At 61.8% G+C, this 20,938-nt stretch carries 18 protein-coding genes; 15 read left to right on the top strand and 3 right to left on the bottom strand.

All coding sequences use genetic code 11. From position 1 onward, the window contains the following. Positions 1–354 precede the first annotated feature (354 nt). From BLW36_RS09770 to BLW36_RS09725, 10 genes are all read left to right on the top strand, one after another. Positions 355–1,368: an SDR family oxidoreductase gene (locus BLW36_RS09770; protein ID WP_091387740.1), complete on the top strand. Its 1,014-nt coding sequence runs from the start codon at positions 355–357 to the stop codon at positions 1,366–1,368. A gap of 114 nt (positions 1,369–1,482) precedes the next feature. After that, on the top strand, positions 1,483–2,076 hold the full coding sequence (locus BLW36_RS09765; protein WP_244506208.1) for a DNA-3-methyladenine glycosylase I: 594 nt from the start codon (positions 1,483–1,485) through the stop codon (positions 2,074–2,076). A gap of 110 nt (positions 2,077–2,186) precedes the next feature. After that, the gene (locus BLW36_RS09760; protein ID WP_091387737.1) at positions 2,187–3,032 is read left to right on the top strand and encodes a mechanosensitive ion channel family protein; all 846 of its coding nucleotides are present in this window, start codon (positions 2,187–2,189) and stop codon (positions 3,030–3,032) included. After that, positions 3,025–3,528, top strand: coding sequence for an MgtC/SapB family protein (locus BLW36_RS09755; protein ID WP_091387735.1), 504 nt, complete (start codon positions 3,025–3,027; stop codon positions 3,526–3,528). The genes BLW36_RS09760 and BLW36_RS09755 overlap by 8 nt, the downstream gene beginning before the upstream one ends. Positions 3,529–3,690: 162 nt before the next feature. Next, positions 3,691–5,583, top strand: coding sequence for a DUF885 domain-containing protein (locus BLW36_RS09750; protein WP_091387733.1), 1,893 nt, complete (start codon positions 3,691–3,693; stop codon positions 5,581–5,583). Positions 5,584–5,761: 178 nt separating this feature from the next. Further along, the gene (locus BLW36_RS09745; RefSeq protein WP_091387731.1) at positions 5,762–6,352 is read left to right on the top strand and encodes a DUF4234 domain-containing protein; all 591 of its coding nucleotides are present in this window, start codon (positions 5,762–5,764) and stop codon (positions 6,350–6,352) included. Between the two features lie 114 nt (positions 6,353–6,466). Then, entirely contained in the window at positions 6,467–7,234 is a 768-nt protein-coding gene (locus BLW36_RS09740; RefSeq protein ID WP_244506207.1) for a hypothetical protein, read from the top strand. A gap of 46 nt (positions 7,235–7,280) precedes the next feature. Next, a complete protein-coding gene (locus tag BLW36_RS09735; protein WP_091387730.1) occupies positions 7,281–7,763 on the top strand; it encodes a GNAT family N-acetyltransferase in 483 nt (160 codons plus the stop codon). A gap of 40 nt (positions 7,764–7,803) precedes the next feature. Beyond that, on the top strand, positions 7,804–8,565 hold the full coding sequence (locus BLW36_RS09730) for a VIT1/CCC1 transporter family protein (protein WP_091387728.1): 762 nt from the start codon (positions 7,804–7,806) through the stop codon (positions 8,563–8,565). A 190-nt stretch (positions 8,566–8,755) separates the two neighbouring features. Continuing rightward, positions 8,756–9,523 (top strand): outer membrane protein, encoded by a 768-nt coding sequence (locus tag BLW36_RS09725; protein WP_091387726.1) that lies wholly within the window; start codon positions 8,756–8,758, stop codon positions 9,521–9,523. 156 nt (positions 9,524–9,679) lie between these two features. On the opposite strand, the gene BLW36_RS09720 is transcribed toward BLW36_RS09725, so the two are convergent. Further along, positions 9,680–10,762 (bottom strand): GGDEF domain-containing protein, encoded by a 1,083-nt coding sequence (locus BLW36_RS09720; RefSeq protein ID WP_091387724.1) that lies wholly within the window; start codon positions 10,760–10,762, stop codon positions 9,680–9,682. A 212-nt stretch (positions 10,763–10,974) separates the two neighbouring features. Between BLW36_RS09720 and BLW36_RS09715 the strand changes: the two genes are divergently transcribed. Next, positions 10,975–11,493: a macro domain-containing protein gene (locus BLW36_RS09715; protein ID WP_091387722.1), complete on the top strand. Its 519-nt coding sequence runs from the start codon at positions 10,975–10,977 to the stop codon at positions 11,491–11,493. A 193-nt stretch (positions 11,494–11,686) separates the two neighbouring features. On the opposite strand, the gene typA is transcribed toward BLW36_RS09715, so the two are convergent. Together typA and thiI are read right to left on the bottom strand one after the other, a co-directional pair. Beyond that, entirely contained in the window at positions 11,687–13,495 is a 1,809-nt protein-coding gene (gene typA / locus BLW36_RS09710; RefSeq protein WP_091387720.1) for a translational GTPase TypA, read from the bottom strand. A gap of 175 nt (positions 13,496–13,670) precedes the next feature. After that, positions 13,671–15,155, bottom strand: a complete 1,485-nt coding sequence (gene thiI, locus BLW36_RS09705) for a tRNA uracil 4-sulfurtransferase ThiI (protein WP_091387718.1) — start codon at positions 15,153–15,155, stop codon at positions 13,671–13,673. A gap of 349 nt (positions 15,156–15,504) precedes the next feature. Between thiI and glnA the strand changes: the two genes are divergently transcribed. The 4 genes from glnA to ntrC all read left to right on the top strand — a co-directional run bounded on the left by glnA (position 15,505) and on the right by ntrC (position 20,665). Next, a complete protein-coding gene (glnA, locus tag BLW36_RS09700; protein ID WP_091387716.1) occupies positions 15,505–16,911 on the top strand; it encodes a glutamate--ammonia ligase in 1,407 nt (468 codons plus the stop codon). Between the two features lie 150 nt (positions 16,912–17,061). Then, positions 17,062–17,745: a DUF4124 domain-containing protein gene (locus BLW36_RS09695; RefSeq protein ID WP_091387714.1), complete on the top strand. Its 684-nt coding sequence runs from the start codon at positions 17,062–17,064 to the stop codon at positions 17,743–17,745. Positions 17,746–18,166: 421 nt separating this feature from the next. After that, complete coding sequence (gene glnL / locus BLW36_RS09690) at positions 18,167–19,231, top strand: nitrogen regulation protein NR(II) (RefSeq protein ID WP_091387712.1); 1,065 nt, start codon at positions 18,167–18,169, stop codon at positions 19,229–19,231. A 21-nt stretch (positions 19,232–19,252) separates the two neighbouring features. After that, a complete protein-coding gene (gene ntrC / locus BLW36_RS09685; RefSeq protein WP_091387710.1) occupies positions 19,253–20,665 on the top strand; it encodes a nitrogen regulation protein NR(I) in 1,413 nt (470 codons plus the stop codon). Positions 20,666–20,938: the final 273 nt, after the last annotated feature.

The raw sequence follows: 20,938 nt of genomic DNA, 5'->3' as shown, positions 1-20,938 counted from the left end.
ATTAGCGGACGCGGCGGGGGCGAGAAACCGTAAATATCGCATTGAGTATGCCGTTGCTCGCTATTGGTGGGTCGAGTGGCGGTGCTTCGCGGAGGGAGGCGCGGTGGTGCTCTTGTGGGAAAAAGCCTGATCGGTAACTATTTCCCACAAGAGCACCACCGCGCCTTATGTGAATTCGGGTAGTTGGGATTCTGAAGACCGATGTCAACGAAGTTCCGAAAATGTATTAAGGTGGCACGGCGGTAGCCGGAGCAGAGGTAGCCCCTCGGGAAATAGTTACCGATCAGGTTTTTTCCCGAGGGGCTACCTCTGCTCCTGCCCGGACTTGCCGAACAATAAAAAGAGGCCAACAAATTGAATCATGCATTCGTTACCGGCGGCACTGGCTTCCTCGGCGCCAACCTGGTTGAGCAGCTAATCGCCGATGGCTGGCAGGTCACTGCCATGCACCGCCGCGGCTCCGATACGCGGCTACTGCAGGAAATGGGCGCGGCTCTGGTCGAGGCTTCCCTGACCGATATCGACTCCCTGCGCGCGGCCGTGCCGGAAAATATCGATGCGGTATTTCACCTGGCGGCTAACACCAATATGTGGCGCGGCGGCAACGCGCAGCAGTGGCGCGACAACGTCGACGGTTCGGCCAACATCGCACGAGTGGCGCGAGAGAAAGACGTCGGTCGGCTGATTGTGACCAGCTCGATTTCCGCCTACGGTTATCACCGCGACATGATTTCCGAACAGAGCCCGCAGCTGGCCGACGATCCGCGCCACCACTACCTGTACACCAAGAAGCGAGCCGAGCAGGCGGTGCGTGAGGAAATCGCCCGCGGCCTGGATGCGGTGTTCCTGAATCCCTGTGCCATCGTCGGTAAGTACGACAGCGGCAACTGGGCACAGACATTTTTTATGATCCAGAAAGATCAGCTGCCGGGCGTGCCACCGGGGCGGGGATCCTTCTGTCACGCCGGTGCGGTGGCGCGCGCGCACATCAATGCGTTCAACAGGGGGAATTGCGGCGAGAACTATATCTTGGCCGGCACCGATGCCAGCTTCCTGGAGTTCTTCGGCAAGATAGCCGCGCTGCTGGACAAACCCGTCCCCAGGCGCACCACACCGGCTGTGGCGATTCGAACGGTGGGCTGGGTATCCGACCTACTGTCGCGTTTCACCGGTAAAGAGCCGGTGATTACGCCGGAAAAAGCCGCGCTGATTACGCGACGCGTAACGGCGAGCAGCGCGAAGGCCGAGCGGGAGCTGGGGTATGAGCCCGGTGTGGATCTCGACTTCATGCTGCGTGAGTGTCGCGACTGGCTGATCCTGCAGCGGTTGCTGGAAACGCCTGCCACCGCCACCGAGGAGAGTGCATGAATCGTAGCAATATCATATTCATACTCGTCACGGCGCTGCTGGTTCTGCAATTGATTCAGCACTATTTCTTTTCTGGCGCACAGTAAATAGATGACCACTTCGCAAGGAAATCCAGTGGAAGAAAAGCGCTGCGGCTGGTGCCTGTCGACACCGCTGTATCAGAGATATCACGATCAGGAGTGGGGGCGCCCGGTTACCGACGACGCCACCCTGTTCGAGTTTTTGCTGCTCGAAGGTGCCCAAGCCGGACTGTCCTGGATCACGGTGCTGAACAAGCGGGAGAACTACCGCCGGCTGTTCGATAACTTTGATCCGGAAAAAATCGCCCGCTACACACCGAAGAAAATAGAAAAGCTGTTGCAGGATCCCGGCATCATCCGCAACCGGCTGAAGGTGGAGTCGGCGGTCAAGAACGCCCGCGCTGCGCTCGCGCTGCGCGACAGCGGCAGCAGCCTGGCGGAATTCCTGTGGCAGTTTACCGATGGCCGGGTCGTGGTGAACCGCTACCGCAGCCTCAACCAGGTGCCGGCCAGCACGCCCGCCTCCGATGCGATGAGCAAGGCGCTGAAGAAAGCGGGCTTCAGTTTCGTCGGCAGCACCATCATGTACGCGCACATGCAGGCCACCGGCATGGTCAACGACCATCTGGTGACCTGCCCCGCCCACGCCGAGTGTGAGCGGGAGGCCGAGCGGCGGGGCTTGCTCTGACACGGCCTCTGGCCGGCTCCTGTAGTTTTCCGCCGATGAAGGCCGCGGGTTTTTGCCGTATGCTGCGGGCATTAGCCGTTTCTGTACATCGCTGAGAGGAGAGCTGTGCAATGGACGTTAATCAACTGCTGGATCAGTACGGCCCCCAGCTTATCGGACTCGCCGCAAAAATCGGCGCGGCCATCGCAATCCTGGTCGTCACCTGGATTGCCGCCGGGCTTGCCCGCCGCGCCGTCGGCCGGTTGTCGTCGAAGCTCGACGCCACACTGATCCCGGTGCTGAGCAATATCGTCGTCTGGGGCGTCTATATCGTCGGCCTGCTGGTGATACTGGACCGCTTCGGCGTCAACACCACCAGCCTGGTAGCGCTGCTCGGTGCCGCCGGTATCGCCGTGGGCCTGGCCATGAAGGACACGCTGCAGAATATCGCTGCCGGTTTTATCCTGCTCGGCCTGCGGCCGTTCCGTGTCGGCGATATGATTCAGTTCGGCGACACCATGGGCACGGTGGTGGAGGTGGGGCTGTTCACCACCCAGCTGGACACCGTCGACGGCCTGCGGATTTCCGCCCCCAACAGCAACGTCTGGGGCCAGAACCTGATCAACTACAGCCGCAATGCCACCCGGCGCCTCGAGATCATCGCCAGTATTGCCTACGGCGACGATATCGAGACCGGTATGGCGGTGTTGCGCCGGCTGGTGGCGGAGGAGCCGCGTATCCTGCCGGAGCCGGAACCCGCCTATGCGGTGCGCGCGCTGGCCGACAGTTCCGTGAACCTGCACCTGCGCGCCTGGGCGCGCAACGACGAGTACTGGGATATCTACTGGGGCATGATGAAAAAACTGAAGCCGGCGCTGGAAGCCGAGGGCCTGACGATTCCGTTCCCGCAGCGGGAGCTGCATATCGTCAGCCAGCCGGAAAAGAAAAAAGTGCTGGAGAAGCTGCAGGATGAATGACCTGTTGACCGTCGCCCCACTGACCTGGAGCGGCATTCTCACCGCCATGCTGTGCGCCGGGGCCATCGGCTTCGAGCGCCAGTTGCGCGGCAAGCCGGTCGGTATCCGCACCTCCATTTTGATCGTGCTGGGCACCTATGCCTTTACCGCGCTGGCGGTGTCTATTGGCGGCGGTGCCGACCGCGCGCGGGTGTTGGGGCAGGTCATTACCGGTATCGGCTTTCTCGGTGCCGGCGTCATGCTGGCGCGCGACGGCGTGGTGGTGGGTGTCACTTCCGCGGCCACCATCTGGGTGCAGGCCGCTATCGGCGCGCTGATCGGTTTCGGCGTGCCGGGTACCGCGATGACGCTGGCGGTGCTGGTGGTGTTCGTATTGCTGGGGGTGGATATTCTGGAGAACTATTCGTCCCTGATGACGCGCGGTGTGCACGCGCGCTACAAGCGCTGGCGCCGGCGCCGCGACCTGACCAGCCCGGCGGATCCCGGCGCTAACTAGTTTCCCCTCAAGCCACTCGTTGAAATACCCGTCTCGCAGTTCCGTCGATTCGGCGCAAAGGCGCCGTGTCATGCCGGCGGGTTAATCGACACCCCGGTGTTTTCATGTCAAAGTAACCGGCGTTTTTTTTGCCCAATATTTGATCTGGCCACGAAGATTCCAATGAAAAAACTGTACAACCCCCTTATTCCCAGCCTGCTGGCCCTCGCCATCCTGGGCGGCTGCCAGCGCGACGAAGCCACCGAAGCCAGCGCCAGTGCGCAGCAGGCGCAGAACGCCGCCGCGACTGAAACCGCTGTCGCGACAGATCCGGCCGCCGAAAGCCAGCGCCTGACCGAGTGGTTCGACGAGCGCTACGAAGAGCAGCTGCAGTTCAGCCCGATACAGCTGAGTTACCTGGGCCGCAAGGAACTCTACGATCAGATCGACGATATGAGCGAGGCCGAGCAGGATCGCCAGCTGGCCTGGCAGGCGAAGACCGTCGAGGACCTGAAGGCGAACTTCGACTACGACAAGCTCACCACCGCCGGCAAGGAATCCTACGACCTGTGGATTTTCCAGTACGAGCAGGCCAAGGCAGCCGCACCGTTCAGGCGCCATGCCTATTTCGCCGGTGAGCTGGGCGGCCCGGAGGCGTCCCTGCCCAATTTCCTGATCAATATCCATAAGGTCGATACAGTCGAGGATATGCAGGCCTACATCGCCCGTATCGATGGCATCAGCCGTGCCCTCGGCCAGATGCTCGAGCGCGCCCAACTCTCCGCGAAAGACGGCATCCGCCCGCCGCGCTTTGCCTACGACCTGGCGATCGAGCGCGCGCAGAAAGTCTCTACCGGCACGCCGTTCGAGGGTGAGGGCGATGCCCCGCTTTATTCTGACGCCAAGGGCAAGATCGAAGCGCTGAAAAAAGCCGACAAGATCGATGCGGAAACCGCCGAGCAGCTGCAGGCCAAGGTTGAAAAAAGCCTGAAGGAAAACTTCAAGCCGGCCTACGACAACTACATCGCCTGGCTGCAGGAAGACCGCGAGAATGCCAGCGAGGAGCCGAAGGGCGCCTCGACCCTGCCGAACGGCGAGGCCTACTACAACAACCGCCTGGCCACCTACACCACCCTCGACCTGACCGCCGATCAGGTACACCAGATCGGCCTCGACGAAGTGGCGCGCATCCGCAAGGAGATGGAAGCGATCAAGGACCAGGTGGGCTTCGAGGGCAACCTGCAGGAGTTCTTCACGTTCATTCGCGAAGACGACCAGTTCTACTACCCGAACACCGACGAGGGCCGTGAAGGCTACCTGGCCGAGACGCGTGGCTTCCTCGCCGACATCGAGAAGAAGCTGCCGGAATACTTCGGCATCCTGCCGAAGGCGGATCTGGTGGTGAAGCGCGTTGAGCCCTTCCGCGAGGTACCGGGCGGTGCGCAGCACTACCAGTCCGGCACGCCGGACGGCTCGCGCCCGGGTACCTACTACGTGCACATGTCTGACATGAGTGCCCTGTCGACCACCGACATGGAAACCGTGACCTATCACGAGGGTAGCCCCGGCCACCATATGCAGATCTCCATCGCCCAGGAGCTGGAAAATATCCCGCAGTTCCGCACCCAGGCGCATTTCACCCCCTACATCGAGGGCTGGGCGCTCTACTCGGAAAAACTCGCCAAGGAGATGGGCCAGTTCCAGGACCCCTACAAGGACTTCGGCCGCCTGACCGCGGAGATGTGGCGGGCGATCCGCCTCGTAGTCGACACCGGCATGCACGCCAAGGGCTGGACCCAGGATCAGGCGGTGGAGTACTTCCTCGAAAACTCCGCGATTCCGGAGAGCGCCGTGCGCTCCGAGGTACGCCGTTACCTGACCCTGCCGGGCCAGGCGACTTCGTACAAGATCGGCATGCTGAAGATTCTCGAGCTGCGCGACCAGGCCAAAGAGGCCCTCGGTGACAAGTTCGATATCCGCGGCTTCCACGACACCGTACTCGGCGGCGGCGCCCTGCCACTGCCGATGCTGGAGGCACGGGTGAATCGCTGGGTTGAAGAGGTGAAGGCCTCTTAATTCGCAGCAGTGGATTTACCCAATGCAAAGGCCGGGCAATGCCCGGCCTTTTTTGTTTCCGCTGACGCCGGTTTCACGCTTGTGGTAATTCTCCGCCGTCCAAGTTAGTTTTGACGTACTTTGGGGCCTTACGCACGGTCACAAAGTCGCCATCATAAAAATAACGCGGGGGAATCCTATGGATACCGATATCTACCGGGCGCCGGAGGCGGAGCTGCAGACGGATGCTGATGCGCTACAGCAGGAATTTTATGTCGTTTCCAAAAGAAAATTCCTGGTGCTGTTCTTCGCCACCTTCAGTATCTACAGCGTCTACTGGTTCTACCGCCACTGGAGTCAGTACAAGCGCGCCAGCGGCGAGAGCATGATGCCGGTCATGCGCGCCATCTTCTCGATATTCTTTACCCATGCCCTTTTCCGCACGATCCAGAGCCGTATCGAGGAGTCCGGTAAGAGCCACAAATGGTCGCCGGCACTGATGGCCACTATCTATGTGGTGGCGGCGATCGTGGGCAGTATCGCCGATCGTATCGCGGCGTCGTCGGAGCAGTTTTCGGCAGTCGATCTTATCGGTCTGGCAACGTTTCCGGTGACGGCGTGGGTACTGTATGCGGCGCAGAAGGCGGCTAATATCGCCTGTGGTGATCCGGAGGGAGAGGAAAACGCGAACTTCACCGCGCCGAATTTCCTGTGGATAGTGCTTGGTGTTCTGTTCTGGATATTTTTCGGTATCGGCATCTACGATTTACTGGTCGGCCTGCCGGTCTAGGTATCGGAATAACCCGCACAGATTCGGCAGATTTGCTGCCAGCCAAAGTTGGACTGCCGGTGACATGCTTTACGCCGGCGGACGAGCTTCCCCGATTCGATAAAGGAAAGTGCCTTGAAACCGATTACTCGTTTTATCACTCTGCTGTTGCTGTTGTTGACGTCCTTGCCGTTGCTGGCAAAGGAAATTCCCACCGATATCGTCGTGCGCGCCAAGGCCAAGGACGCCAAATTTATCGGCACCTCCATCGGTGGCGCGATGGTGCGCATCCGCGAGGCGGACAGCGGCCGCATACTGGCGGAGGGCCTGACCCGCGGCAGTACCGGCAACACCGAAATCATTATGGAAAAGCCCCACAGCCGCTACGACTCCATTGCCGAGGGCGCGGCGAAGTTCGAGGCTACACTCGATATCAGCGAGCCGGTTTTCCTGACCGTCGAAGTACTGGCGCCTTTTATCAAGAAGCAGGCGCGGGTGCTGGCACAGACGCAGATCTGGCTGGTGCCGGGCAAGCCGATCGGCGGCGATGGGCTTATCGTCGAAATACCGGGCATGGTGGTAGACCTGTTGAGTCCGCAGACGCACTTCTACACTTCCGCCGACAAGAGCCCGTTCGAGATTCGTGCCAACGTGGTGATGATGTGCGGCTGTCCGCTGACCGCCGGTGGCCTGTGGGACGGCAGCCAGCTTGAAGTGGCGGCTATCGTCAAGAAAGACGGCAAGCCGTTCAAGACACTGCCGCTGGCAATGCAGGACACCATGAACACCTTCAGCACCGAGCTGGCGACTGCGGCGCCGGGCGTGTACGAGATCCTCGTCTACGCCTACGATCCGAAGACCGGCAACACCGGTGTTGACCGGGGCAGTTTTATCGTCAAGTAGAGCGCCGCGTCCACAGCGCATCTTGGTCGCGGACAGGAGTGGACACATGCATATCCGCGAGGCGGTAGAAGAGGATCTGGAATCCATGTGGGGCATCTTTCGCGCCGTCAGGGGCGGCGATGCCCTGCCGTTTTCCGCCGCAATCGACCGGGACGCATTTCACTGTCAGTGGTTCAGTGAGGCGCTGCTGACCTATGTGGCCGAAGAGGGGCCGCATCAGCTCGGCATGTACAAGCTCGGCGCCAACTATCCGGGGCTGGCCCACCATGTTGCCAGCGCCACCTATCTGGTGCGCCCGGAAGTGCGCGATCGCGGTGTCGGCCGCGCGCTGGTGCAGCACAGCATCGCCCGCGCACAGGATGCGGACTACCTCGAAATGCAGTTCAACTATGTCCCCAGTAGCAACGTCCCCGCGGTGACGCTGTATCAGGAGCTGGATTTCACCATCATCGACACCCTGCCCAACGCATTTCGCGATCCACAGCGAGGTCTGGTGGACGTCTACGTGATGCAGCGTTTTCTGCAATAGCACTCTATTTCTATCGGGGGAACTGGCCAAAGGACTGGCGATGGCAGAACAGCGCAGGAAGGACCTGCTCGACGAGCACCGGCCGGAAAATATCGCCCGGCGCCTGCAGCAGCAGCCGAAATCGCAGAAGGTCTCCGACTTTGTCCTCGGTGCCATCGACGGTTGTGTGACAACCTTCGCGGTGGTATCGGGTGCCTTCGGCGCCGGCTTTTCTCCACTGGTGGTGCTGGTGCTGGGCTTTGCCAACCTGATCGCCGACGGTTTCAGCATGGCGGTCAGCAACTACGAGGCGGTCAACGCCGAGCGCGAATACCGCGAGCTGGCCCGGCGCACCGAGGAGCGGCATATCGAGCTGGTACCGGAGGGCGAGCGGGAGGAGATCCGGCAGATTTTTGCCAACAAGGGCTTTGGCGGCGAAACGCTGGAGAAAATCGTCGCTACTATTACCGCCAATCGCCAGCTGTGGGTGGAGACGATGCTCACCGAGGAGTACGGCCTCAACAGCGCCCGCTATAACCCGGTGACCTCGGCACTGGTCACCTTTGCCGCATTTATTGCTGTCGGCACCGTGCCGCTATTGCCCTTCCTGCTGCCATCGGTGGCGCAGCAGACACAGTTTGTCGCCAGTACTTTTCTTGCCGCCCTGATGTTCCTGTGCATCGGTATGCTGAAGAGCCTGGTATACTCGCAGCCGATTCTGCGCGCGGGCTTCAGCACATTGCTGCTCGGCGGAAGCGCCGCGTCACTGGCCTACTTGACCGGTTACCTGTTACGGCAACTGTTTGGTATCGACAACGCCTGAAGTTTTGTTCCGACTCGCGCCGAGTCGAACTTTTTTAGCCCGGCACTTCCTTTGGAAATTTTCCCGCCAAATATCGGGCGCGGATCTATTTGCTAACTGCCTCGCAATTAAAATTTTTTCGCCGCTGAGATCCACCGTTAATCATTCCGCGTAACAAACAGTCGCAACCATCAAGAAACAGGATGTGACTATGTTGAGCAGAAATCCTCTCTTCATTGCGATCGCGGGCCTGGCGCTTTCTGCTGCCGCTCAGGCGGAAGGCCTATATGTCAGTGGCTCCCTGAGTTACAACGACCAGGACGATATTTCCACCGACGGCCGCTTCACGCGGGATTTCGTCACCGGCGGTCCGGTCGATGTCTTACTGCCTATCGGCACCGGCGTGCGCTGGGACACGGAAACCGACAGCGGTTACGGCGTCAACCTCGCCGTCGGCTGGCGCATGCAGCATTTTCGTGTCGAGGCAGAATACGCCTACGCGAAAAACGACGTCGATAAACACAAGAACGTCAGGGTAGCCGGCGTCGGTAATATCGACGCCCTGGATGCGTCTGTGCTGGTGGAGGGCGCGGCGGATGTGCTCGGCGCGACCGTCGGGCAGGTCGTGCGCAATGGCAAGGGGGATATCGGCACGGATTACCTGTTCGTCAATGCGTTTTATGACTTCGACATGGGCAGCAGCTGGTCGCCCTATGTCGGTGTCGGCGTCGGCAGCGGCTGGGTCGACGTGGAATACGAGCCCTCCAATATCAAAATCATTGATGACGATGACCGGGTATTTGCCTGGCAGGTAATGGCGGGGCTGAGCTATCTGTGCAGCGAGCAGCTGTCCTTCTTCGGCGGCGTGCGCTGGCGCCAGACCGACGACGTCGAAGTGAGGTCGAGTCTATTGCCGGCGAACTTCGATCTGAACAATGAAAATTTTATCGCCGAGGGCGGCCTGCGCTGGCATTTTTGATTGGCAATGGCGATTCGGGGCACCGCTGCTTGACACCGCGGGCTGAGAAACGGTGTTTGCTCCCTCGCTGCGGCTAGCCCCACTTTTTTGCTCACGCCATAATAAAAAAAGGCCGCACAGTCTGCGGCCTTTTTCGTTTGCAACGGCGGTGTCGGCTCAGACGGCCACCACCTTGTTACGCCCGCCGTCTTTGGCGCGGTACATGCGTGCATCGGCCTCGGCCAGCAGCTGGCCGTGGGTGGCGCTGGCCGGGTCGCCCTCGGCGACACCGAAGCTGATGGAGATCTTCACCGGTGGATCGTATTTGCGGCTGAGTTCTTCCACCTTGTCGCGCAGTTTTTCCGCCAATATGCCGCCGCCGTTCTGGTCGGTATTCGGCAGCAATATCAGGAATTCCTCGCCGCCCCAGCGGGCCACTATGTCGTCGGTGCGGGTATTGTCCTGCAGGGTCTGCGCCACATCCTGCAGTACCCGGTCGCCGAAGGCGTGGCCGTAGTTGTCGTTGATGCTTTTGAAGTTGTCGAGGTCGCCGATCAGCACCGCGTAACGCCCGGCCAGGTGCCGGTTGCGGCGCTCCAGCTCGTTGATCGCGCGGTAAGCCTCGCGGCGATTGGCGAGACCGGTCAGCGCATCGGTGGAGGCGCGATTCTCCAGTTCCTGGGTCAGCCGCTGCAGCAGCTGCTGGGTCTGGTGGCGGCTGCTGTCGAGCAGTGCAGTCAGCGCCGTGAGCGCGCCGAACACGGCGATAAAGCGCGCGCGGTAGGCGGTATCGTACTCGGCGGTGAGACCGGGAAAATCCGGATAGAACAGAATCAGCGCGGTAGTGCCGCCGATCGCCAGCAGCGTCGCGGTGCCGCGCCTGTAGCCGTAGAGATTGATAAAGCCCGGTACCAGCATAACCGCCCACATCAGGCCGGTGTTATTTACGCCGCCGGACAGCAGCAGGTAAAAATACAGGACCAGCAGCAGGATGCCGACGAGTACCGGGGTCGCCCTGCTCGGGCCGATCAGGTTGATGGTGATATAGGCGGCGAGGATTACGCCGCCGACGGCGAACAGTGCGCTGGCCTGCCAGATATCGCCGCCGGTCAGCGCGATCAGCGCCATGGCACCGGTAATGGCCATGGAGAAGATCAGCATATAGCCCGAGGCCTGGACACGCCGGCGCAGCTCCAGCTGGCGCGCCTCTTCAATAGGGTCGCGAAAAGCCAGGTCTTGTTGGTCATACCCTGCGTTCATGGGAGTCCCTGTCATTATGCGGACCACTAACTTCCGTCCGGCCCGGAGCCGCGCATCTGGGCCACGACTTCGTTTTATTTTTAAACTTGGCGTTTGCCGACACTGTCGAATCATTGGCGGCAAAAGCGCGGTGCCGGCCAGTATATTGCGCTTCGCGCCGCCGCCAAAGGTCCGCGCTACAGTATCAATAAACGGAAGTGTGAATTTGAGAAGTGGGACAAATAGAACTGACTTGCGGTGACATCCTTGCCCTGCGCGGTGATGCCCTGGTGTGCCCGGCGCACAAGCACCTGATACGCGGGCGCGGCCTGTCGGCACAGGTTTACGAACGCGGCGGCGCCGCGCTGGCAGCGGCGTGTGAGCTGCAGCCCGAATGCGCCGTGGGCGAGGCCAGGATCACCCGCGCCTACGGCCTGCCGGTGAAATATATTTTGCACACGGTGACACCCCAGTGGAGCAGTGGCGACCAGTGGGGTGCGCAGGCGGTGGTGCAGTTGCGCCGCTGTTACGAGAGCGTGCTGGCGCTGGCGCGGCAGAAAAAGCTGAAAAAGCTGCTGTTCCCGGCCCTCGGCGCCGGCACCAATCGCTTCCCCCACGAAATAGCCGCGCACCAGGCGCTGGAAGTGTTGCACGAACACAGCGGCGATTTCGACCGGCTGACCGTCTGCCTGCACACGCCGACGGCGCTGTCGGACTGGCGGCGGGTGGAGAAGCGGTTCTTCGGTGATTAACTTTTTTCAGCACCGAAAGGCGCAGCGGTAGCCGTCGGGCAAATAGTTACCGATCAGGTTTTTTGCCAGGCGGCTACCGCTGCGCCTTGTCGCTACGAAGCGCGATCAATCGCGACGCACCATAGCTGGGCATCGCGCGAACTCAAATAAAAAAAAGGCGGGCCAAAGCCCGCCTTTTTCTTTCCGTAAGCGCTTACTTCTTGGCGCGCTTGCGCATATTTTCCTGCAGGATTTTCTTGCGCAGGCGGATGTGATTCGGGGTCACTTCCACCAGCTCGTCGTCCTCGATGAATTCCAGCGCCTGCTCCAGAGTATGGCGGATCGGCGGTGACAGGGTCAGGGCCTCGTCGGTGCCGGCGGCGCGGATGTTGGTCAGCTGCTTGGCCTTGGTCGGGTTCACCACGAGGTCGTTGCCGCGGGAGTGAATACCCACTATCTGGCCCTCGTAGATGTCCTCGCCGTGGCCCAGGAACAGGCGGCCGCGATCCTGCAGTGCATAGAGCGCATAAGCCAGGGTCTTGCCCTTGACCATGCTGACCAGTACGCCGTTGATGCGCTTGGCCACGTCACCGGCTTTCACCGGGCCGTAGTGGTCGAAGATGCTGGTCATGATGCCGGAGCCGCTGGTCAGGGTCAGGAACTGCGAGCGGAAGCCGATCATGCCGCGGGACGGCACGATGAAGGTCAGGCGCACGCGGCCCTTGCCATCCGGTTCCATATTGGTCAGGTCGGCCTTGCGCAGACCCAGCTCTTCCATGATCGGGCCCTGGTGCTGTTCCTCGACGTCGATCACCACCTGCTCGTAGGGTTCCTGGATCTCGCCGTCGATTTCCTTCTGCACTACTTCCGGGCGGGATACGCCCAGCTCGAAACCCTCGCGGCGCATGGTTTCGATCAAAACCGAGAGGTGCAGCTCGCCGCGGCCGGAAACCTTGAACTTGTCCGGAGAATCGCCCTGCTCCACGCGCAGTGCCACGTTGTGGATCAGCTCCTGGTCCAGGCGCTCCTTGATATTGCGGCTGGTCACGTACTTGCCGTCCTGGCCTGCAAACGGCGAGTCGTTGACCTGGAAGGTCATGCTTACGGTCGGCTCGTCCACGGACAGGGCCGGCAGCGCTTCCGGTTTTTCCGGATCGCACAGGGTATCGGAGATGTTCAGTTCGCCGACGCCGGTAATGCAGACGATATCGCCGGCGCTGGCCTGTTCCACTTCTACGCGTTCCAGGCCCAGGTAACCCATGACTTGCAGCACCTTGGCCTTGCGCGACTTGCCCTCGCGGTCGAGGACGACAACCTGCTGGTTCGGCTTCAGGGTACCGCGGGTGATGCGGCCGACGCCGATGACGCCGACGTAGCTGTTGTAGTCCAGCGCGGAAATCTGCATCTGGAAGGGGCCGCTCTGGTCAACCTGGGGCGGCTCCACCTTGTCCACGATCATCTGGAACAGCGGCGTCATGTCATCGGCCATATCGGTGTCGTCGAGGCCGGCGATGCCGTTCAGCGCGGACGCATAGACCACCGGGAAGTCGAGCTGCTCGTCGGTGGCGCCGAGGCTGTCGAACAGGTCGAACACCTGGTCCATTACCCAGTCCGGGCGCGCGCCCGGGCGGTCGATCTTGTTGATCACCACGATCGGGTTCAGGCCCTGCTCGAACGCCTTCTGCGTCACGAAGCGGGTCTGCGGCATTGGGCCGTCCACCGCGTCGACCAGCAGCAGCACGCTGTCGACCATGGACAGCACGCGCTCCACCTCACCGCCAAAGTCGGCGTGTCCGGGGGTGTCGACGATATTGATGCGGTAGTCGTTCCAACGAATGGCGGTGTTCTTGGCCAGAATGGTGATGCCGCGCTCACGCTCCTGGTCGTTGGAGTCCATGACCCGCTCGGCGCCCTCGTCGCGGCGGTCCAGGGTGCCGGACTGGGACAGCAGTTTGTCCACCAGGGTGGTCTTGCCATGGTCTACGTGCGCGATGATCGCGATATTGCGCAAATTCTCTATCACTGGGTGCCTCTGGGCGTTAACGCGTGAAATGGTGTGGGGCGGGGGCTGTATACAGCGGAGGTCCGGCCAAAGGCGGCGATTATAGTGGTGCCGCGCGACAATTGGGAGCGCTTTTTGGATAAAAAATCGACAATTTACGCTGAAAACCGGGCGGCCCGCCGCCCGGTGAGTGGCGTCAGCGCTTCTTCTGCTCCGGCCTGTGGGGCAGGTGCGGGCGCAGCACGCCGACGTTGCGGTAACCCTCGTCCAGCAGGTGGGAGGCGTGCAGCTTGCTCATGACGCCGCGGGCGCAGTACAGCAGGTAGTGCCGATCCTGCTCCAGGCCGGCGAAGGCGTTGTTGAGGCGGTAGAAGGGGATGGTCTCCACCTGTGTGCCCTCGAGCTCGAGTGGATCCAGCTCCTCCTCGTCGGGGTGGCGGATGTCGATGACCACGGCGTCGCCGGCCTCGTCGCGGATCTCCACGTCCGGTACTTCGCCGTTGACCTCCTCGATCACCTCGTCGATGTTCTGCATCACGCGATTGCCGATGGCCCGGTCGAGGACGGTGAAGTCGAAGCGGTTCTCCTCCTTCTCTACTTTCTCGACCCTGGCGCGCGTGGTCGGTTTCACCGAGATCACGCCGCAGTACTCGGGCATGTTCGCGGCGAACTCCTCGGTACCGATTTCCCGCGCCGTGCGGATGATGTCGGTCTTGTCGCTGGTAATCAGCGGCCTCAGTACCAGGGTGTCGGTGACGCTGTCGATCACCGACAGGTTCTTCAGTGTCTGGCTGGACACCTGGGCGATGGCCTCGCCGGTGACCACCGCATCCACCTCCACTTCATTGGCGATCACGGTGGCGGCGCGCAGCATCATGCGCTTCAGGATCACGCCCATATAGGAATCGTCGACATTCTCCAGAATCTCGGCCACCACCTCGTCGAAGGGTACGGTAATGAAGCGCACCCGGTGCGACGCGCCGTATTTGTTCCACAGGAAATAGGCCACTTCCTTGACGCCCAGTTCGTGCTGGCGACCGCCCAGGTTGAAGAACAGGTAGTGGGTGCGGATGCCGCGCTTGATCGTCAGGTAGCTGGCCACGGTGGAGTCGAAGCCGCCGGATACTAGCGACAGCACCGGATCCTGGGTGCCGAGCGGGAAGCCGCCGAGGCCGGGGTGCTGTTCCTCCACCACGTACAGCTTGTCGTGGCGGATCTCCAGTTTCACGGTGACGTCGGGGTTTTTCAGTTTCACGCCGGCGGCCTGGGTATTGGTGTTCAGGCCGCCGCCCACGTACTGCTCCACGTCCAGGGACTTGAAGTCGTGCTGGCCGGTACGCTTGGCCCGGACACAGAAAGTCTTACCGGCGAGGTGTTCGCCCCACACCGACAGGGTCTTTTCGTAGATATCGTGCAGGTCGCCGAGGGGGAACTGGCGCACGCGGGAAAAGTTGGCGATACCGGGCGTATGGGCGAGCACTTCCTCGATACGTCCGCCCAGATGGGCCACCGCATCCGGTGCGATTACATCGATCTTCTCCCAGTCCTTGCGCACCACGATGCGGTCGTCCAGCTGTTTCAGCAGGGTGCGCAGGTTGTCCTGCAGCTGTCGCGACATGCGCTTGCGCACCGGGTTGCTCTTGATGGTGATCTCTGGAAAAAATTTGACGACAAAGTGCATGGGGATCCGTCGGGTACCGCGAATTGAAAGGAGGTGCGGCATTATAAGCTAGGGAAGCCCCGAATAAGTACCTGGCCTTCCGCACCGGTGTTGAACCGGGTGCGCACTGTATTCGTGCGCTGGCGGCTTAATTCGCGCCATTTTGGTGCGTTTTTCAGTGGTCGCCCCGCGACATTGCATCTATCCTGCCTCAGTTGGCCCGGCGTAATCGGCCGCGCACGCCGCTATCGCAGTGGCGGCGCCGCTGCCCCAATTTGGCACACTCCTTGCTTTATTACACGCCAGGTAGGGAGTCATTGCCGATCGACGGCATAGCGACAAATTACATTTCAAGACCTGGAGGACAGCAATGTCAGCTAAAACGCTCGGTTTGATCAAAGAGAGTGAAGCCAAATGGGTAGACCTGCGCTTCACCGATTCCAAGGGTAAAGAACAACACGTATCCATTCCGACGTCGGAAATTGACGGCGAGTTCTTCGAAGAAGGCAAGATGTTCGACGGCTCTTCCATCGCTGGCTGGAAGGGCATCAACGAGTCCGACATGATCCTGATGCCGGACGATGAGACGGCTTTCCTGGACCCGTTCACCGACGAAGCCACAGTGATCATTCGCTGTAACATCGTCGAGCCGTCCACCGGTCAGGGCTACGAGCGCGACCCGCGCTCCATCGCGCTGCGCGCCGAGGAATACCTGAAGTCCACCGGTCTGGGCGACACCGCGCTGTTCGGCCCGGAGCCCGAGTTCTTTGTATTCGACGACATCACCTGGGGTGCCGAAATGGGCGGCGCCTTCTACAAGATCAACTCCGAGGAAGCGGCCTGGTCCTCCGGTGCTACGTTCGCCGAAGGCAACATCGGTCACCGCCCGGGCGTAAAAGGCGGCTACTTCCCGGTTCCGCCGGTCGACTCCCTGCACGACGTGCGCGCGGCCATGTGTTCCGCGATGGAGCAGATGGGCCTGCAGGTGGAAGTACACCACCATGAAGTGGGTACCGCCGGCCAGTGCGAGATCGGCGTCGGCGCCAATACCCTGACCAAGAAAGCGGACGAAGTGCAGATCCTGAAGTACGCGGTGCACAATGTTGCCCACGCCTACGGCAAGACCGCCACTTTCATGCCCAAGCCGCTGGTCGGCGATAACGGTTCCGGCATGCACATCCACATGTCCTTCAGCAAGGACGGCGTCAACCAGTTCGCCGGCGACGCCTACGCGGGCCTGTCTGAGACCGCCCTGTACTACATCGGCGGTATCATCAAGCACGCGCGTGCGCTGAACGCCTTCGCCAACGCCTCTACCAACTCCTACAAGCGCCTGGTACCGGGCTTCGAGGCGCCGGTAATCCTGGCTTACTCCGCACGCAACCGCTCCGCGTCGATCCGCATTCCGTATGTTGCCAGCCCGAAAGCCAAGCGTATCGAAGCGCGCTTCCCGGATCCGACTGCCAACCCGTACCTGGTGTTCGCCGCCATGCTGATGGCCGGCCTCGACGGCATCAAGAACAAGATCCACCCCGGCGATCCGGCGGACAAGGACCTGTACGACCTGCCGGCGGAAGAAGTGGCCGAGTACCCGACCGTTGCCTCCAGCCTGGAAATGGCTCTGGATGCACTGGACGCGGACCGCGCCTTCCTGACCGAGGGTGGCGTATTCTCCGACGACGCCATCGACGCCTACATCGACCTGAAGCGCGCGGAAGTCGAGCGCCTGGCGATGACCACTCACCCGGTCGAGTTCGACATGTACTACTCCGTATAACGATCGCCGGCATCGCCCGATGCCGGTCCGTTTTCGGAAAAAGCCCGCGCCGCCTGGTGCGGGCTTTTTTTTTGCGGGTACACTACCGTTAAAGGTGACTGTAAATTCGCAATTCGTGTCGAAGCGGCCTGACGCCGCGCGAGAGGCAAGATGAAAACACGTACAACCCTGATCGCACTGTTGCTCGCCGTGCCGCTGGGGGCGCTGGCCGGGGATGACGGCAGCGAGGCGGTATCGGATGGCAAGACCATCTACAAGACCGTAGGACCCGACGGGCAGGTGGTGTTCAGCGATACGCCGCCGGTGGGCAGCAAGTCGGAAAAGGTCGAGCTGCCGCCGACCAACGTGCAGCCGATTGCCCTGCCGCGGCCGCTGCCACAGCGCAAGCTGTCGCCGAAGGACGCCGGACAGCGCCGCGACGGCGAGCGCCAGCCCATGGGCCCGGTGGATATCGCCATCGTCAGTCCGCAAGACGGCGCGACCATCCCACCGGGACAGCGCTTTATCGCGCTGCAGGTGGATGTGGCGCCGGCTTACCCGGAGGGCGCCGAGTTCTTCGCCGTCGTCGATGGCCAGCCCTGGCAGGGCGGCTCTTCCGGCTCGAGCCTGGATATATCCGCGCTCGAGCGCGGCACGCACAGCGTGCAGGCGGTGCTAACTGACGGGCGCGGCAACGTGCTGGCGCAATCGCAGGTGATTACCGTCTATGTGAAGCGCCCCGGCGGCACCGTGCCGGATATCTCCGCGCCCCGGGCCACGCAGGCGCCGAAGGCACCGGTGGCACCCGGCCTGCCCCAGGCCCAGCCGCAACAGCGGCAGCGCCGCGGCAACTGATCGCCGTCGCCGGGCCGCTGCGCCCGGCGCCCCCCCCCCTCCCATACCCCCGCCGTGACCTCCTATTCAGCCAGAAGGCTGGCGTTTTTTTGATCTATGCACCATCATGGTGCACAGATTCGGGCGCCGCTCGCTGCCTGCACCCATTGTGCTTGCCCGGGGCCCAAGTTGCCGCCAGCTGCCCCACCGCGGTTCGGTGATGGCCGACAGGCAACTGTGTGCGGCACCTGAGTTGCGGGTCTGTTCCCGCTCCCGCCCCTTACGGGGTCAGCTGAAGCTGACCAAAAGTGCTCCGGGCACTTTTGTGCGCCATTTTGGTTTGCTTCTTGCAGTGACTGAATACAAGGGCCTCGTGTCCATAGTTGGCAGTGTGCGCGCCGCGGGCGCGTGCGCCGCCCTCGAATGAATCGGAAACCACCCTATGCTGAACGACCGCCAGTTGCGCCAGCTCCTCGACAGCCTGACCTCCGCCGTGCTGGTGCTGGATGACAGTCTGCTGCTCTGCTACCTCAACTCCGCCGCCGAGGATCTGCTCGCCGCATCCAGTGCGCGGGTCTGTGGTCTGCCGCTGGCGGATGTGGTGCACGAGTCCGCCGCCGCGCAACAGGCGCTGCGCAGTGCGCTGGCCTCCGGCGAGAAGTACACGGTGCGCCGCGCCACCTGGCGACTGCACAACCTGGAAAGCTGCACCGTGGATTACTCGGTGAGCCCGGTGCCGGAGCTGGGGTTGCTGTTGCTGGAAGTGCAGACCATGGACCGCCTGCTGCGCATTGCGCGTGAGGATGCGCTGATCAGCGCCCAGGAGACCACCCGCAATCTGGTGCGGGGCATGGCCCACGAGGTGAAGAACCCGCTCGGCGGCATCCGCGGCGCGGCCCAGTTGCTGCAGCGGGAGTTACCCGACGAGGAGCTGGCAGAGTACACGCAGATCATCATCGACGAGGCCGACCGGCTGCGCAATCTGGTCGACCGCCTGCTCGGTCCGCGCAAGCCGGTGCAGTTGCAGCCCACCAACGTGCACGAGGTCCTCGAACGCGTCGCGCAATTGATCGACGCCGAGTGCGACGGCGAGCTGAAGATCCGCCGCGACTACGATCCCTCGATCCCGGATGTTCCGGGCGACGGCGAACAGCTGATCCAGGCGCTGCTGAATGTTGCCCGCAACGCGATGCAGGCCATCGACGAGAGCATCGGCCTTCACAGTGGCGAAATTGTTCTGCGCACCCGCATCCAGCGCCAGTTCACCATCGGCAAGTACCACTGCCCGCTGGTGTGCCGCATTGAAATCGAAGACAACGGCCCGGGCATTCCCGAGGACATCCGCGAGCGCATCTTCTTCCCGATGATTTCCGGGCGCGCCGAGGGCTCCGGCCTGGGGCTGTCCATCTCGCAGAACATCATCAATCAGCATCGCGGCCTGATTAAGTGCGACAGCCACCCGGGCCAGAGCGTGTTTCAGATTTATCTGCCGCTTTCGAACGAATAATTGATTACGGAAACCTAGAGCATGAGCAATCGCGTTTGGATTATTGACGACGACCGATCTATCCGCTGGGTACTGGAGCGCGCGCTGAGCCGCGAAGGCATTGAGACCAAGTGCTATGAGAGCGGCGACCGCGCACTGGACGATTTCTACAGCGATTCACCCGATGTGGTGATCAGCGATATCCGCATGCCCGGCTCGGACGGTTTCAAGTTGCTGCAGCGCTTCCAGTCGGAGCGCCCGGCGCTGCCGATCATTATCATGACCGCGCACTCGGACCTCGACAGCGCCGTCGCCGCCTATCAGGGCGGTGCCTTCGAATACCTGCCGAAACCCTTCGATGTCGACGAGGCCGTCGCGGTGACCCGCCGCGCGCTGGTGCACGCCAGCGAGCAGCGCGGCGAAGAGCAGGTGGCGCTGGAGAACGGCGCCGCCAACAAGGAGATCATCGGCGAGGCGCCGGCGATGCAAGAGGTGTTCCGCGCGATCGGCCGCCTGTCGCACTCGAATATCACCGTGCTGATCAACGGCGAATCCGGCACCGGGAAGGAGTTGGTGGCACAGGCGCTGCACAATCACAGCCCGCGCAAGAGCCAGCCGTTTATCGCGCTGAATATGGCCGCGATTCCGAAGGACCTGATGGAGTCGGAGCTGTTCGGCCACGAGAAGGGCGCCTTTACCGGTGCCAGCTCGCAGCGCGCCGGACGCTTCGAGCAGGCCAATGGCGGCACCCTGTTCCTGGATGAGATCGGCGATATGCCGGCGGAAACCCAGACGCGCCTGCTGCGCGTACTGGCGGACGGCGAGTTTTACCGCGTCGGCGGCCACACGCCGGTAAAGGTGGACGTGCGCATCATCGCCGCCACCCACCAGGACCTGGAGCGGCTGGTGGAGGCACACAAGTTCCGCGAGGACCTTTTCCACCGCCTGAATGTGATCCGCATCCATATCCCGCGCCTGGCCGATCGCCGCGAGGATATACCGCGCCTGGTGCGCCACTTCTTCAATTCCGCCGCCAAGGATCTGGGGGTGGAGCCGAAGATACTGCTGAAGGAAACCGAGGACTACCTGGCCGGCCTCGACTGGCCCGGCAATGTGCGCCAGCTGGAGAACACCTGCCGCTGGATCACCGTGATGGCGTCCGGCCGCGAAGTACATATCGAGGATCTGCCGCCGGAATTGCATCAGCAGACCGCGACCGGCGAGGCGCCGCAGGACTGGCAGAAAGCGCTGCGCCTGTGGGCCGACCAGGCGCTGGCCACCGGACGCCGCGAGATTCTCAGCGAGGCGGTACCCGCGTTCGAGCGCGCGCTGATCGAGATCGCGCTGAAGCACACTGCCGGCCGCAAGCGCGATGCCGCCGAACTGCTCGGCTGGGGGCGCAATACACTGACGCGCAAGCTCAAGGAACTCGGCATGAATGGCGATACCGAATAACGCCCGCGGAACAGCCTTGATGCTGTAACCTGAATAAAAAGCCGCTCACCAGGGCGGCTTTTTATTTCGCTATTGCCGCGCGTACTGGTGGGCTGACTCTGGTCACCAAGCGCATCCAACCCCTACCCCGACTTAATCCCGGCATGCCGCCAGAACAACGTGCCGCCGCTTATATCTGTCGGTACAGCTGCCACGCCTTTTACTTTCAGGGCAGTTGAAATATCCTCAAGAGCCAGATGTTGAATTGACCGCCTTGAGCCGTTGGCTCTTTAA

It is taken from the genome of Microbulbifer marinus (genome assembly GCF_900107725.1).
Classification (GTDB): Bacteria; Pseudomonadota; Gammaproteobacteria; order Pseudomonadales; family Cellvibrionaceae; genus Microbulbifer; species Microbulbifer marinus.
Note: the sequence above shows the minus strand (reverse complement) of the source record. Positions and strands in the feature narration are given on the sequence as shown.

What these genes read in the sequence shown, in the direction of transcription:
- BLW36_RS09760 (WP_091387737.1), top strand. Translation starts at nt 2,187, where the DNA reads ATGGACGTTAATCAACTGCTGGATCAGTACGGCCCCCAGCTTATCGGA.
- BLW36_RS09720 (WP_091387724.1), bottom strand. Translation starts at nt 10,762, where the DNA reads ATGAACGCAGGGTATGACCAACAAGACCTGGCTTTTCGCGACCCTATT.
- ntrC (WP_091387710.1), top strand. Translation starts at nt 19,253, where the DNA reads ATGAGCAATCGCGTTTGGATTATTGACGACGACCGATCTATCCGCTGG.
- BLW36_RS09750 (WP_091387733.1), top strand. Translation starts at nt 3,691, where the DNA reads ATGAAAAAACTGTACAACCCCCTTATTCCCAGCCTGCTGGCCCTCGCC.
- thiI (WP_091387718.1), bottom strand. Translation starts at nt 15,155, where the DNA reads ATGCACTTTGTCGTCAAATTTTTTCCAGAGATCACCATCAAGAGCAAC.
- BLW36_RS09745 (WP_091387731.1), top strand. Translation starts at nt 5,762, where the DNA reads ATGGATACCGATATCTACCGGGCGCCGGAGGCGGAGCTGCAGACGGAT.
- glnA (WP_091387716.1), top strand. Translation starts at nt 15,505, where the DNA reads ATGTCAGCTAAAACGCTCGGTTTGATCAAAGAGAGTGAAGCCAAATGG.
- BLW36_RS09695 (WP_091387714.1), top strand. Translation starts at nt 17,062, where the DNA reads ATGAAAACACGTACAACCCTGATCGCACTGTTGCTCGCCGTGCCGCTG.
- BLW36_RS09735 (WP_091387730.1), top strand. Translation starts at nt 7,281, where the DNA reads ATGCATATCCGCGAGGCGGTAGAAGAGGATCTGGAATCCATGTGGGGC.
- BLW36_RS09755 (WP_091387735.1), top strand. Translation starts at nt 3,025, where the DNA reads ATGAATGACCTGTTGACCGTCGCCCCACTGACCTGGAGCGGCATTCTC.
- BLW36_RS09730 (WP_091387728.1), top strand. Translation starts at nt 7,804, where the DNA reads ATGGCAGAACAGCGCAGGAAGGACCTGCTCGACGAGCACCGGCCGGAA.
- BLW36_RS09725 (WP_091387726.1), top strand. Translation starts at nt 8,756, where the DNA reads ATGTTGAGCAGAAATCCTCTCTTCATTGCGATCGCGGGCCTGGCGCTT.
- glnL (WP_091387712.1), top strand. Translation starts at nt 18,167, where the DNA reads ATGCTGAACGACCGCCAGTTGCGCCAGCTCCTCGACAGCCTGACCTCC.